Origin of the sequence: Cupriavidus sp. 30B13 (genome assembly GCF_049059565.2) — a bacterium.
Taxonomy (GTDB): Bacteria; Pseudomonadota; Gammaproteobacteria; order Burkholderiales; family Burkholderiaceae; genus Cupriavidus.
In genome coordinates, this window is the sequence record NZ_CP188223.1 from 777,532 (window position 1) to 790,583 (window position 13,052).

At 70.4% G+C, this 13,052-nt stretch carries 14 protein-coding genes; 12 read left to right on the plus strand and 2 right to left on the minus strand.

Annotation, left to right across the window (positions count from 1 at the left end; all coding sequences use genetic code 11):
* The first annotated feature begins 21 nt into the window (after positions 1-21).
* The 6 genes from ACKI2N_RS03665 to ACKI2N_RS03690 all read left to right on the plus strand — a co-directional run bounded on the left by ACKI2N_RS03665 (position 22) and on the right by ACKI2N_RS03690 (position 6,048).
* The gene (locus ACKI2N_RS03665) at positions 22-366 is read left to right on the plus strand and encodes an FmdB family zinc ribbon protein (RefSeq protein ID WP_420995863.1); all 345 of its coding nucleotides are present in this window, start codon (positions 22-24) and stop codon (positions 364-366) included.
* Between the two features lie 14 nt (positions 367-380).
* The gene (locus tag ACKI2N_RS03670) at positions 381-1,082 is read left to right on the plus strand and encodes a DUF502 domain-containing protein (RefSeq protein WP_420995864.1); all 702 of its coding nucleotides are present in this window, start codon (positions 381-383) and stop codon (positions 1,080-1,082) included.
* A 43-nt stretch (positions 1,083-1,125) separates the two neighbouring features.
* The gene (aspS, locus tag ACKI2N_RS03675; protein WP_420995866.1) at positions 1,126-2,931 is read left to right on the plus strand and encodes an aspartate--tRNA ligase; all 1,806 of its coding nucleotides are present in this window, start codon (positions 1,126-1,128) and stop codon (positions 2,929-2,931) included.
* Positions 2,932-3,291: 360 nt separating this feature from the next.
* The gene (locus ACKI2N_RS03680) at positions 3,292-4,161 is read left to right on the plus strand and encodes a TauD/TfdA dioxygenase family protein (RefSeq protein WP_420995868.1); all 870 of its coding nucleotides are present in this window, start codon (positions 3,292-3,294) and stop codon (positions 4,159-4,161) included.
* 14 nt (positions 4,162-4,175) lie between these two features.
* On the plus strand, positions 4,176-5,036 hold the full coding sequence (locus ACKI2N_RS03685; RefSeq protein ID WP_420995870.1) for an HpcH/HpaI aldolase family protein: 861 nt from the start codon (positions 4,176-4,178) through the stop codon (positions 5,034-5,036).
* Between the two features lie 25 nt (positions 5,037-5,061).
* Positions 5,062-6,048 carry a Bug family tripartite tricarboxylate transporter substrate binding protein gene (locus tag ACKI2N_RS03690; protein WP_420995872.1) on the plus strand — a complete coding sequence of 329 codons (987 nt, stop codon included), beginning with the start codon at positions 5,062-5,064 and terminating at the stop codon, positions 6,046-6,048.
* A 21-nt stretch (positions 6,049-6,069) separates the two neighbouring features.
* Here ACKI2N_RS03690 and ACKI2N_RS03695 read toward each other — a convergent pair whose 3' ends face one another.
* Positions 6,070-6,819 carry an IclR family transcriptional regulator gene (locus ACKI2N_RS03695; RefSeq protein WP_420995874.1) on the minus strand — a complete coding sequence of 250 codons (750 nt, stop codon included), beginning with the start codon at positions 6,817-6,819 and terminating at the stop codon, positions 6,070-6,072.
* A gap of 137 nt (positions 6,820-6,956) precedes the next feature.
* Here ACKI2N_RS03695 and ACKI2N_RS03700 point away from each other — a divergent pair, with 137 nt between their 5' ends.
* The 6 genes from ACKI2N_RS03700 to ACKI2N_RS03725 all read left to right on the plus strand — a co-directional run bounded on the left by ACKI2N_RS03700 (position 6,957) and on the right by ACKI2N_RS03725 (position 12,117).
* Complete coding sequence (locus ACKI2N_RS03700; RefSeq protein WP_420995876.1) at positions 6,957-7,859, plus strand: isocitrate lyase/PEP mutase family protein; 903 nt, start codon at positions 6,957-6,959, stop codon at positions 7,857-7,859.
* A complete protein-coding gene (locus ACKI2N_RS03705; protein WP_420995878.1) occupies positions 7,856-9,130 on the plus strand; it encodes an aconitase family protein in 1,275 nt (424 codons plus the stop codon). Before ACKI2N_RS03700 ends, ACKI2N_RS03705 begins: the two co-directional genes overlap by 4 nt.
* Complete coding sequence (locus ACKI2N_RS03710; RefSeq protein WP_420995880.1) at positions 9,127-9,654, plus strand: hypothetical protein; 528 nt, start codon at positions 9,127-9,129, stop codon at positions 9,652-9,654. Before ACKI2N_RS03705 ends, ACKI2N_RS03710 begins: the two co-directional genes overlap by 4 nt.
* A gap of 170 nt (positions 9,655-9,824) precedes the next feature.
* The gene (locus ACKI2N_RS03715; RefSeq protein ID WP_420995882.1) at positions 9,825-10,724 is read left to right on the plus strand and encodes a hypothetical protein; all 900 of its coding nucleotides are present in this window, start codon (positions 9,825-9,827) and stop codon (positions 10,722-10,724) included.
* 134 nt (positions 10,725-10,858) lie between these two features.
* On the plus strand, positions 10,859-11,338 hold the full coding sequence (nudB, locus tag ACKI2N_RS03720; protein WP_420996009.1) for a dihydroneopterin triphosphate diphosphatase: 480 nt from the start codon (positions 10,859-10,861) through the stop codon (positions 11,336-11,338).
* Positions 11,335-12,117, plus strand: a complete 783-nt coding sequence (locus ACKI2N_RS03725; protein ID WP_420995884.1) for an endonuclease/exonuclease/phosphatase family protein — start codon at positions 11,335-11,337, stop codon at positions 12,115-12,117. The genes nudB and ACKI2N_RS03725 overlap by 4 nt, the downstream gene beginning before the upstream one ends.
* A gap of 19 nt (positions 12,118-12,136) precedes the next feature.
* On the opposite strand, the gene ACKI2N_RS03730 is transcribed toward ACKI2N_RS03725, so the two are convergent.
* Entirely contained in the window at positions 12,137-13,015 is an 879-nt protein-coding gene (locus ACKI2N_RS03730; RefSeq protein ID WP_420995886.1) for a LysR substrate-binding domain-containing protein, read from the minus strand.
* Positions 13,016-13,052 lie beyond the last annotated feature (37 nt).

Below are 13,052 nucleotides of genomic sequence, written 5' to 3' on the forward strand. Positions count from 1 at the left end.
GAATCCTCGCGGAGAGCCACTATGCCGATTTATGCCTACCGTTGCGACGCCTGCGGCCACGGGCGCGATGTGCTGCAGAAAATGAGCGATGCCCCGCTCACCGACTGCCCATCTTGCGGCGCGGCGGGCACCTTCAAGAAACAACTGACCGCAGCGGGCTTCCAGCTCAAAGGCTCCGGCTGGTACGTCACCGACTTCCGCGGCGGCAACAGCGGCACCTCCGCGCCGGCCACGGCGCCGGCCGCCGGCAGCGGCGAGAGCGCGGCAGCGGCGCCCGCAGCGGCGCCGGCGGGCGAGGCGGCCTCCACCACCACCGCATCGACAAGCACGGCCGGCGGTTGCGGCAGCGCTTGCGCCTGCCATTGAAAACAGAACGCACCGTGCCGGCGAAGAAAACCTCCGCCCTCAAGACCTGGTTCCTGACCGGGCTGCTTGTCCTGGTGCCGCTGGGCATCACCCTGTGGGTGCTCAGCCTGGTCATCGGCACCATGGACCAGAGCCTGGCGCTGCTGCCCGAAGCCTGGCGCCCGGACCGGCTGATGTTCGGCAAGCGCGTGACCGGGCTGGGCGCGATCCTGACGCTGCTGTTCATCCTGCTGGTCGGCATGCTGGCCCACAACTTCATCGGCCAGCGGCTGGTGCGCTGGTGGGAAGCGCTGCTGGGCCACATCCCGGTGGTCGGCCCGATCTACACCAGCGTCAAGCAGGTGTCCGACACCCTGCTGTCCTCGTCCGGCAACGCCTTTCGCAAGGCGCTGCTGGTGCAGTACCCGCGCGAAGGCTCGTGGACCATCGCCTTCCTCACCGGCCGCCCCGGCGGCGACGTGCAGAATCACCTCCAGGGCGAGTACGTCAGCGTCTACGTGCCGACCACGCCCAACCCGACCTCGGGCTTCTTCCTGATGATGCCCAAGGCCGATACCATCGAACTCGACATGACCGTCGACGCCGCGCTGAAGTACATCGTCTCGATGGGCGTGGTGGCGCCGACCGAGCTGCCGCGCAAGAGCGGCACGCTGCGCGACGACGAAGCGCCGGACGAAGCCCTCGCCGAGTCCGCCGACACAACGCCTTCAAATTGATCGCCGGCCGCGACGGCGGCCGCGTTATTCCGGGAATTCTCTTATGTCCTCCATGCGTACTCACTATTGCGGTCTCGTGACCGAACAACTGACGGGCCAGGAAGTGGCCCTGACCGGCTGGGTGCAGCGCCGCCGCGACCATGGCGGCGTGATCTTCATCGACCTGCGCGACCGCGAAGGCCTGGTCCAGGTGGTGTGCGACCCCGACCGCCCCGAGATGTTCAAGGCGGCCGAAGAGATCCGCAACGAGTTCTGCATCCGCATCACCGGCAAGGTGCGCGCGCGCCCGGCCGGCACCGAGAACGCCAACCTGACCTCCGGCAAGATCGAGGTGCTGTGCCACGAGCTGACCGTGCTCAACCCGTCGGTCACGCCCCCGTTCCAGCTCGACGACGACAACCTGTCGGAGACCACGCGCCTGACGCACCGCGTGCTGGACCTGCGCCGCCCGCAGATGCAGTACAACCTGCGCCTGCGCTACAAGGTGGCGATGGAAGTGCGCAAGTTCCTGGACGCGCAGGGCTTCATCGACATCGAGACGCCGATGCTGGGCAAGAGCACGCCGGAAGGCGCGCGCGACTACCTGGTGCCCTCGCGTACCAACCCGGGGCATTTCTTCGCGCTGCCGCAGTCGCCGCAGATCTTCAAGCAGATGCTGATGGTGTCGGGCTTCGACCGCTACTACCAGATCACCAAGTGCTTCCGCGACGAGGACCTGCGCGCCGACCGCCAGCCCGAGTTCACGCAGATCGACTGCGAAACCTCGTTCCTGACCGAGCAGGAGATCCGCGACCTGTTCGAGGACATGATGCGCACGGTGTTCAAGAACGCCATCGACGTGGACCTGGACGCCAAGTTCCCGGTGATGGAGTTCCGCGAGGCCATGGCCCGCTTCGGCTCGGACAAGCCTGACCTGCGCGTCAAGCTCGAATTCACCGAGCTGACCGACGTCATGAAGGACGTCGACTTCAAGGTGTTCTCCGGCCCCGCCAACAGCGACAACGGCCGCGTGGTCGGCCTGCGCGTGCCGGGCGGCAGCGCCATCTCGCGCGGCGAGATCGATGCCTACACCCAGTTCGTCGGCATCTACGGCGCCAAGGGCCTGGCCTGGATCAAGGTCAACGAAGTGGCCAAGGGCCGCGACGGACTGCAGTCGCCGATCGTCAAGAACCTGCACGACGCCGCCATCGCCGAGATCCTCAAGCGCACCGGCGCCCAGGACGGCGACATCATCTTCTTCGGCGCCGACAAGGCCAAGGTGGTCAACGACGCCATCGGCGGCCTGCGCCTGAAGATCGGCCACTCGGAATTCGGCAAGAACAACGGCCTGTTCGAGGACGTGTGGAAGCCGCTGTGGGTGATCGACTTCCCGATGTTCGAGTACGACGAGGAAGACGCCCGCTGGGTCGCCATGCACCACCCGTTCACCAGCCCCAAGGACGAGCACCTGCAATACCTGGAGACCGATCCGGGCAAGTGCATCGCCAAGGCCTACGACATGGTGCTGAACGGCTGGGAAATGGGCGGCGGCTCGGTGCGGATCTACCGCGAGGACGTGCAGAGCAAGGTGTTCCGCGCGCTCAAGATCGGCGAGGAAGAAGCCCGCGCCAAGTTCGGCTACCTGCTCGACGCGCTGCAGTACGGCGCGCCCCCGCACGGCGGCCTGGCCTTCGGCCTGGACCGCATCGTGACGATGATGGCCGGCGCCGACTCGATCCGCGACGTGATCGCCTTCCCCAAGACCCAGCGCGCCCAAGACCTGCTGACCCAGGCCCCGAGCACCGTCGACGAGAAGCAGCTGCGCGAGCTGCATATCCGCCTGCGCTCGGCCGAGCCGAAGACCGCCTGACCGCCTGACCGCCTGATGCCGGGCGGCCCGCGGGCCGCCCCTCCTCGAAGAGCCCTGCGTGGCGCCCGACTCCGGTTGGCGCCACGCGGGGCTTTTTTCTTGCGCCGCGCCCGCCCGGGGTCCGCGCGCTGTGTGCGCTGCCGCACGCGCCCGGCGCGCGGCGGCTGTCCGCCGAGCCGCGCCACGGGCGGCTTTCCGGCGCTGCGGGCCGGAAATAGGAACAAACCCGCGCTTGCCTCGATTTGTCCATCCAGTGGACAAGTTGCATTGAGGGCCGCCGCCCCGCTCCTGATAATGGCTCCATACCGCGCCGGCATTCCACGCCAGAAGCGCGGCGCACAGACCAGAAAGGAGACAGAGGTGCACTTCCGCAAGCTATCCAATTCCCTGGGCGCAGAAGTCGTCGGCTTCAGGATTGCCGACGACTGCGCGCCGGACGACCTGGCCGCGATCCGGCAAGCGTTCGCGCAATACCAGGTGCTGCTGTTCCGCGACCAGGACATTTCGTTCGACACGCATATCGCGTTCAGCCGGAAGTTCGGGCCGCTCGAGCAGCACGACGCGATCCCCGAGTACCGCCACCCGGACTACCCCGAGCTGATCGTCGTCACCAACGAGGGCAAGGAGCGCTCCAAGGTGTTCGGCCAGCAGTGGCATTCGGACCACTCGATGACCGTGCGCCCGAGCATGGCGTCGCTGCTGCATGCCCACGTGATTCCCGAGGTGGGCGGCGACACCATGTTCGCCAACATGTACGACGCCTACGACACGCTCTCGGACGGCATGAAGCGCCTGCTGGAGCCGCTGCGGGCGGTGCACACCGTGATCGCCGCCAGGCACCTGCGCGGCCTGGACGAGAAGACGCTGGCCGCCAAGGTCAGGAACAACCCGCCGGTGGTCCACCCGGTGGTGCGCATCCATCCGGTGACCGGGCGCCCGGCGCTGTACGTCAACGAGATGCTGACCAGCCATTTCGAAGGCATGACGGTGGCCGAGAGCCAGCCGCTGCTGCAGTACCTGTTCGCGCACTCCACGCAGTCCGAGTTCGTCTACCGCCACCAGTGGCGCAAGCACGACGTGCTGATGTGGGACAACCGCTGCACCATGCACCTGGCGCTGATGGACTACGACCACCAGCAGTTGCGCCGCCTGTTCCGCACCACGCTGGAAGGCGACTACCAGGGCGAGTATCTGGGCGAAGCGGCGGGCGCGCGCGCCGCCGCGGCATGAACGGGGAGACAACCATGCTATTCAGGGAAAACAGGATCAAGGCGGCGCTGGCCGCGGGCAGCGCGCCGATCGGCGCGTTCGTGCAGATGGCTTGCCCGGAGATCGTCGAGGTGGCGGGCAATGCCGGCTACGACTATGTGTGGATCGACGGCGAGCACGGCTCGTTCGGGCTCGAGACCGCGGTGCAGATGATCCGCGCGGCAGAAGCCACCGGCGTGACGCCGATGGTGCGCGTGCCCAGCCACGATCCGGCCGGCATCGCCAAGACGCTCGACGCGGGCGCGATGGGCGTGATCGTGCCGCAGGTGGCCACCCGCGCGCAGGCCGAGGCCGTGGTGCAGGCGGCGCGCTACCGCAACACCGACTGGCCGCAGGGCAAGCGCGGCGCCTGCCCGCTGATCCGCGCCACCGGCCACCAGACGCTGGACTGGAAGGGCTACGCCAAGTGGGCCAACGACAACGTCATGGTGTGGCTGCTGGTGGAGACCGTGGAAGGGCTGGACAATCTCGAAGAGATCCTCCAGGTGCCGGGCATCGACGCCATCGTGCTGGGCGCGTTCGACCTCGCCGTGTCGATGGGCCATGACGGCGACCGCCATCACCCGGCCGTGGTCGCGAAGCTCGACGGCATGATCGGCATGGTGCGGGACCACGGCGTGGAGGTGGTCGCGCTGCTGTTCGACGCGGCCATCGAAGACATGAAGACGGCGCAGCGCCACTACGCCGCCAGCGGCTGCCGCATCATCATCGCGGGCAGCGACCGGCGCACCATCTCCAATGCCTTCGGCGCCATCCACGACGCCATCCGCGACGCCGCGCAGGACACCGGAGCCGATGCCGCCCGCGGCGCCAGCCACGATGTCGTCGCGGCCTGAGGCCGGCCCACGGGAGACAGCCATCATGCATTCCATTCCCCTCATCGCGGGGCGCGCGCTCATTGCCGCGGCCCTGGCCTGCGGCGCGCTCGCCGCGCAGGCCCAGCAGCCCTATCCGTCCAAGCCGGTGCGCGTGGTGGCGCCGGCGCCGGCCGGCGGCGGCACCGACTTCCTGGCGCGCCTGATCGGCGTGAAGATCGGCGAGAAATCCGGCCAGCCGTTCGTGGTCGACAACGTCACCGGCGCCAACGGCAACATCGGCGCGGCGCAGGTCGCGCGCGCCACGCCGGACGGCTACACCCTGCTGATGTCCTACGTCGGCACGCAGTCGATCAACCCGAGCCTGTACAAGTCGATGCCGTACGACCCGTCCACCGACCTCGAGCCGATCGCCAAGGTGGCGTCGTATCCGTTCGTGATCGCGGTCAACAGCAGCGTGCCGGTGAATTCGATCAAGGAACTGATCGAGTACTCGCGCGCCAACCCGACCAAGCTCAGCTTCGGCACGGCCGGCGTCGGCAGCGGCGGGCACCTGGTGGGCGAGATGTTCAACCGCCGCCACGGCACCCATATCGCCCACGTGCCGTACCGCGGCAGCGCGCCGGTGATCACCGACCTGATGGCCGGGCAGCTGCAGGTCATCTTCGACACGCTGAACACGGCGGGGCCGTATATCCGCGCCGGCAAGATCAAGGCGCTCGCGGTGACCAGCGAGACCCGCGTGCCGTCCTATCCGGAGATCCCCACGGTGGCGGAGCAGGGCTTTCCCGACATGGTGATCAGCGGCTGGTACGGGCTGTTCGCGCCGCGCTCGACGCCCGCGCCGATCGTGGCCACCATCCGCAAGCAGGTCGACGACGTGCTGGCCAGCGCCGACTACCGCGACAAGGTCGCGGCGGCAGGCTACGTGCCGGCGACGCCGCAGTCCGGCGGCCAGTTCAGGGACTTCGTCAACGCGGAGACCAAGCGCTGGGCGGTGCTGGTCAAGGACAGCGGCGCCAGCATGGACTGAGCGCGGCGCGGCGGCAGCGCGTCAGTGGCCCGACGCCTTGATCTCGGCCTGCATGATCGCCACGGCTTCGCGCTGGCGCGCGATCGACATCCGGTCCACCGGCGCGGTCACGCTCATGGCGGCCTGGCCGAGGCCGCCCGACGCCTTCATCGGCACGCCCACGGCCAGGATGCCCTTGAGCGAGTAGTTGCCGACCACGGCGTAGCCGCGCTCCTGACAGCTCTCGACCAGGCGGCGCACGGTGGAGACATGGAGATTGCCGTAGTCCAGGTAGGCCTCGGCGTTGGCCTCGAGGAGCGCGGTCACCTGGCGCGGGCCCAGCGTGGAAAGCAGGGCCACGCCGGCCGCGCCGACGCCCAGCGGCTGGCGCCCGCCGACGGGCAGCGACAGGATCTGGATCGGGTAGGTGCCGATTTCGCGATGCAGGCAGAGCAGGTCGTTGTCCTTCTGGCGCACCAGGAACACGGCGTTGCCGGTGCGCTGCGCGATGCGGCGCATCACCGGCTCCATCTGGCGCACGAACGCGCCCCAGCGGTCGTCCGGGTTGTCGCCGGCGGCCGCCAGCGTGAACGACTTGCCGTCCGCCTCGCGCGCCACGAAGCCTTCGGCCTCGAGGATCTCGAGCAGCCGGTACACGGTGGGGCGCGGGATGCCGGTGAGCGTGGCGAGCTCGCCCGCGCGCAGCGCCGCGGCGTCGCGCAGCGCGCTGAGGATGCGCAGGCCGCGGCGCAGTGCGCCGGGCTCCATCGGTTCGGTCGGGGGCGTGTCCATAGGACGGACATATTAGATGGCAACGGCGGCGCTGGCAAAGCGCGCGCCTGCGCCGGTACCGGCGCCGGGTCCCGCTGCGGGGCACGGCGACTTTCATTCTGACGTTCATTCTTGAATTTCTGAGCAAGGAGCAGGCAATGACCAACCCAAGCGCAGGCGCCCGGCTGCGGGCACTGATCCAGCGCGGCACCATTTCCGTGGCGCCCGGCTGCTACGACGGCCTCACCGCGCGCCTGGTCGAGCAGGCCGGGTTCGAGGTGGCCTACATGTCCGGGCTGTGCGTGGCCGCCACGCAGGGCGAGCCGGACGTCGGCGCGATCAGCGTGGACGACATGGTCGGGCGCGCCAGGACCATCGCGCAATCCACCTCGCTGCCGCTGATCGTCGACGCCGACAGCGGCTACGGCGGCGCCTACAACGTGTTCCGCGCCACGCGCGCGTTCGAGGCGGCGGGCGCCGCGGCGCTCCATCTCGAAGACCAGCCGTTCCCGAAGAAATGCGCGGCGATGCCGGGCAAGACGCTGGTCAGCACGGCCGAGATGGTGGCGCGCATCCGCGTGGCGCTGGAGGCGCGCACCGACCCCGGCTTCATGATCATCGCGCGCACCGATGCGTTCGCGGTCGAAGGCCTCGACGCGGCCATCGCCCGCGCGCAGGTCTACGAGCAGGCCGGGGCCGACGCCACCATCATCATGTCGGTGGCCGCCGAGGCCGACATGGAGCGCATCACCGCCAGCCTGGAGAAGCCCACCATCGTCATGATGGTGGAGAACCTGCGCCCGCTGGTGCCGGCCGCGCGCCTGCAGGAGATCGGCTATCCGCTGGTGGTCTATCCGGTGTCGCTGCTGCAGGGGCAGGTCCACGCGCAGGCCCGCATGCTGGCCGCGCTGCGCGCGGACGGCACCACCGCCGCGAGCGCGGACGCGGCCGTCACGCTGGGCGACATCGCCGGCTACCTGGACCTGCCGCGCGCCAACCGCGTGGATGCCGACTATGCGCGGTACATGGCGCAGGCCCGCGACGGAGTCGCCGCGCAATGACCGAAGCGCGAATGACCGAAGCGCCAACGACGGACGCGCCGCTCACCGTGGCCGAGAAGGTGCTGGCGCGCGCCGCCGGTGTCGGCGCCGTGCGCGCCGGCGACGTGGTGTGGGCCGTGCCGGACCTGATCGTCGCCCACGACCTGAACTACCACCGCCACCGCAAGATGCTGGAGGAGCTCGGCTACGCGAACCTGGCCGCGCCCGGGAAGGTCTTCGTCACCATCGACCACACCACCAACTCGGCCGCGCCCGGGCACCTGGAAGCGCATGCCTTCATGCGCAGCGACACGCGCGCGCAGGGCGTGGGCTGGTTCCTCGACAGCGGCAGGCACGGCATCAGCCACAACGCGCCGCTGGACCTCGGCATCGTCAGGCCGGGCATGCTGGTGGTGGCCGCCGACACGCGCGCGCCGGCGCTCGGCTGCACCGGCGCGCTCGGCGTGGCGCTGGGGCTGAGCGTCACGCTGGCGCTGGCCACCGGCAAGGTGTGGCTGCGCGTGCCCGAGACGATACGCGTGCGCCTGTCGGGCCCGGTGCGTGCCGGCGTGATGAGCCGCGACGTGGGCCAGTGGGTGGCGGCCGCCATCGGCGCGGAGCGCGGCGACTACCGCTGCATCGAGTTCCACGGCAGCTACGTCGACGCGCTCGGCGAGGACGAGCGCCACACGCTGTGCAACGCGATGGTGGACATCGGCGTCAAGACCGCGGTCTGCCCCGCCACCGACGCGCACGGCGTGCGCTGGGCCAGCGACCCCGGCGCGCGCTTCGCCGAGGACATCGCCTTCGACGTGTCCGCGCTGGACCTGCAGGTGTGCCTGCCGCCCGACCCGCAGAACACCGTGCCGCTGGCGCAGGTGGCCGGCGTGCCCATCACCTCGGCCTTCATCGGCTCGTGCATCGGCGGCAAGATGGAGGACCTGCGCGCGGCGGCGGCCGTGCTGGCGGGGCGGCGCGTGCGCGCGGGCGTGCGGCTGACCGTGATCGCCGCGACCCAGGCGATCTACCAGCAGGCCATGCGCGAAGGATTGCTGGCCACCATCTCGGCGGCCGGCGCGGAGATCTCCGCCGGCATCTGCGGGCCCTGCTACGGCACCTACGCGCCGCTGGGCGACGACGACGTCTCCATCTGCACCGCCACGCGCAACGACCACGGCCGGCTCGGCAGCGAGCGCGCGCCGGTGTACCTCGCCAACGCCGCGGTGGTGGCGGCATCCGCCGTGATGGGCCGCATCGCGGCGCCGGCCGAACTGAACCGGGAGCCAGCATGACCACGACCTCCGGCGGCACGCTGGTGCAGCGCGGCCGCGTATGGCGCTTCGGCGACGACGTGCTCAACGACGGCCAGATCATGGATATCGAGATGACCCGCCAGGTGGTGTACGACCCGGCGCGGCTGGCGCCGCTGGCCATGTGCGGGCTCGACAAGGATTTCGCCCGGCTGGCGCGGCACGGCGATTTCGTGGTGGCGGGGCGCAACTTCGGCAAGGGGCCGATGCACATCCAGGGGCCGCTCGCGCTGGGTGCGCTCGGCGTCTCGGTGCTGGCCGAGTCGATGGCGCGCTCGTTCTTCCGGCTGGCCGTGTCGGTGGGCCTGAAGACGCTGCCGTTCGCGGCCGGCATCACGGCCTTTGCCGGGCAGGGCGACGAGATCGAAGTGGATTTCGTCAGCGGCGAAGTGCTCAACCACACACGCGGCACGCGCGGCGACTTCGGCGCCATGTCGCCGGCGCTGGTCGAGATCGTGCGCGCCGGCGGCGAGCAGGCGTGGCTGAAGGCGCAGGCGGGCGCCTGAACGCGCGGACCGGCGGCGTGGCGCAGGCGGCGTGCGGCCGCCGGCACGCCGGCTGGTTTCCAATTGTTACATCGCGGAACGAAGGGCACCGGCCCCAAGTCTTCTTCCTTTATAGCGCCAAGCCGCAAGCCCGTTTCGAAGGCACGCCGGCCGCGCGGGAGGAATCTGCCGTGTCCCTGGATATAGACCTGATCCGCCAGTTTTTGCTGGCCCATGCCGAAACCATCCTGACCTGGCTGGCGGCCGGGCTGGCGATGATGCTGCTGGCGCGTTTCGAGCTGCGGCGCGCGGTGCGCCGCTCGGCCATCGCCATGTCCGAGTCGGTCGCCACCACGGTGGCGGCCTGCGTGCCGGAGATCGCGCATGCCGCCCAGAGCGGCGGCGCCGGCGCCCCGCCGCAGCCCGAGCCGGTGGAGCTGCAGCGCGCCGAGGCGCTGCGCCGGGTCGCGCTCGACACCGTCGGCACCGTGATGGCGCGCGGGCGCTGGCTGGAAGACCTGGGCAACCTGCGCGTGGCCGACGATGCGCTGCTGCCCGGCGGGCGCGCCGGCGGCGCCGACCCGCTGCTGGTGGTGGCGCCGCAGCCGGTGGTGCAGGCCTACCTGGCGGCCCAGCGCAGCTTCGAGGAACACGCCGCGCAGCTGCGCGACGAGCGCCGCGAAGCCATGCGGCTGCTCGACGCGCTGCAGGCGCTGTCCGACGAGGCCGCCCACGTCGAGCAGGAAACCACCAGCATCGTGATGCGCTTCGAGCAGGCCAACGCGCAGGCGGCGCAGGGCGTGGAGCCCGGCGACTACCACCGCTTCCTGATCCAGAAGTACAACGCGCTCGGCGTGCGCGAGAAGGAAATCGGCCAGGAACGCGCGCAGCTGCAGGCGCAGGCCCGGCAGGCCGCCGACCGGCTGGCCGCGCGCGCCAACGTGGCGTCGCGCGACTACACGCAGGCGCTCACGCCGCTGATGCAGCAGTTGCGCGCCGCCTGGGGCCACGGCGATTCGCCGGGCGTGTTCGAGACCTGGCTGCGCGAGGTGCCCGCCCAGCCGCCGCAATCCAGCGTGCACGCCGCTTGAGTGCCGGCCGGCATCGCCCGGGAGCCCCCGTGCCTGGCACCGCCGCCGCGCCCGGCACCACGGCGCCGCCGCGTTTTCCCGTCGCGGCCGCGTCCATCTGCGGTAAGCTTGGGGACATCGTCCGCCCCAATCCCATGCCCTACAAGATTCCCCAATCCGTGCTGGTCGTGATCCACACGCCGGACCTGCAAGTGCTGTTGCTGGAGCGCGCCGACCGGCCGGGTTACTGGCAGTCGGTCACCGGGAGCCTGGACACGCCCGACGAGCCACTGGCCGCCACCGCCGCGCGCGAGGTGGCAGAGGAAACCGGGCTCATCGCCGCCGAGCACCAGCTCGAAGACTGGCACCACACCCTCGACTACGAGATCTTCCCGCAATGGCGCCACCGCTACGCGCCCGGCGTGACGCGCAACACCGAGCACTGGTTCGGCCTGCGCGTGGCGCGGCCGGTGCCGGTGACGCTGGCGCCGCGCGAGCACCTGCGGTGGCAATGGCTGCCGTGGCGCGAGGCGGCCGCGCTCTGCTTTTCGAGCAGCAACGCGCAAGCCGTGCTGCAGCTGGACTGGCGCGTGCAGGGACAGGCACGGCCGGTGTCCTGCGGAGCCGATTCATGAGATTGCGCGTGGTCACCTACAACATCCACAAGGGCGTGACCGGCATCGCGCGCAAGCCGCGCATCCAGAACGTGCGCACCGGGCTGCAGACGGTCGACGCCGACATCGTCTTCCTGCAGGAAGTGCAGGACCGCAACGACCGCCTGGTGGCCGCCGCGCTGTTCGACGCCGACCACACCCAGCTCAACTACCTCGCCACCGACGCGTATCCGCACTCGGTGTACGGGCGCAACGCGGTGTACGACCACGGCCACCACGGCAACGCCATCCTGTCGCGGCACCCGATCCTGATGTCGGAAAACCTCGACATCTCCGACCACCGCTTCGAGCAGCGCGGCCTGCTGCACGCGGTGGCCGACATGAACGGCACCGAGGCGCACCTGATCTGCGTGCATTTCGGCCTGTTCGCGCGCAGCCGCGCGCGCCAGGCCGAGGCGCTGGTCAAGCGCGTGTGCGACGTGGTGCCGGCCGAGGCGCCGCTGCTCATCGCCGGCGACTTCAACGACTGGAACCACCGGCTGGACGACCTGATCTGCTCCCGGCTGGGCACCACCGAGGTGTCCCATGCCGGCGGCGCGCGCCTGCATACCTTTCCCAGCCACATGCCGTGGTGGCAGCTCGACCGCATCTACGTGCGCGGTTTCGAGATCGAGCGCGCCAGCGCGCTGACCGGGCGCGACTGGGCGCAGCGTTCCGACCACGTGCCGCTGATGGCGGAGCTGGCCCGCATCACGGTGCCGGAGCGGCCGCTCGCGCACAAGGCCAGGAGCGGCTCCTGAGCGCGGCGCCCGCGCTTGCTCAGATTCCCAGCCTTTCGACCATGCTCTCGACGAAACGCACCCGCTTGGGCAGTGGGCGCGGGTCGCGCGGATAGAGCAGGTGCACCGGGCGCGGCGGCGGCAGGGCGTCCTCCAGCAGCGGCACCAGCAGCCCGGCGGCGAGGTCGGCGGCCAGCAGCACTTCCGGCTGCATCACGATGCCGCAGCCGGCCAGCGCGGCGCGGCGCAAGGCCTGGCCGTTGTTGCTGCCCAGCGGCGCGCCGCCGGCCGGCACGCCGTCCACCAGCTCGGGCCAGCCCATGCCGTGGCGCCACAGCAGGTGGCTCAGGCAGCGGTGGCCGGCCAGCTCGGCCGGCGTGCGCGGCACCCCGGCCTGGGCCAGGTAGGCGGGCGCCGCGCAGATGCACATGCGGTAGGGGCGCAGCGGGCGGGCCACCAGGAGGTCGGAAGCGGGCAGGGGGCCGATGCGGATCAGCGCATCGAAGCCGTCGGCGATCAGGTCGGCATAGGTGTCGTCGAGCACCAGTTCCACCTTGACCTCGGGGTGGCGCAGCAGGAAGGCGGCCACCGCCTCGGCGATCGCGGTTTCGCCCAGCGTGACCGGCGCGCCGATGCGCAGCAGGCCGCGCGGCTCGCTGTGCAGGCGCTCGGCCACGGTGTCGGCGGCGCGCACTTGCGCCAGGATGCGCCGGCATTCGTCCAGGTAGAGATGGCCGGCCTCGGTCAGGCTCTGGCGGCGCGTGCTGCGCTGGAGCAGGCGCACGCCCAGGCGCTGCTCGAGCTGGCCCACGTGCTTGCCCACCATCACCGCCGACATGCCCAGCGCCGGCGCGCAGGCACTGAAGCTGCCGGCCTCGGCGGCGGCGGCGAAGATCTCCATGCTGCGCAGCTTGTCCATCGATTGCGAACCCGTGGTTAGGAATGCCCGAAATCCT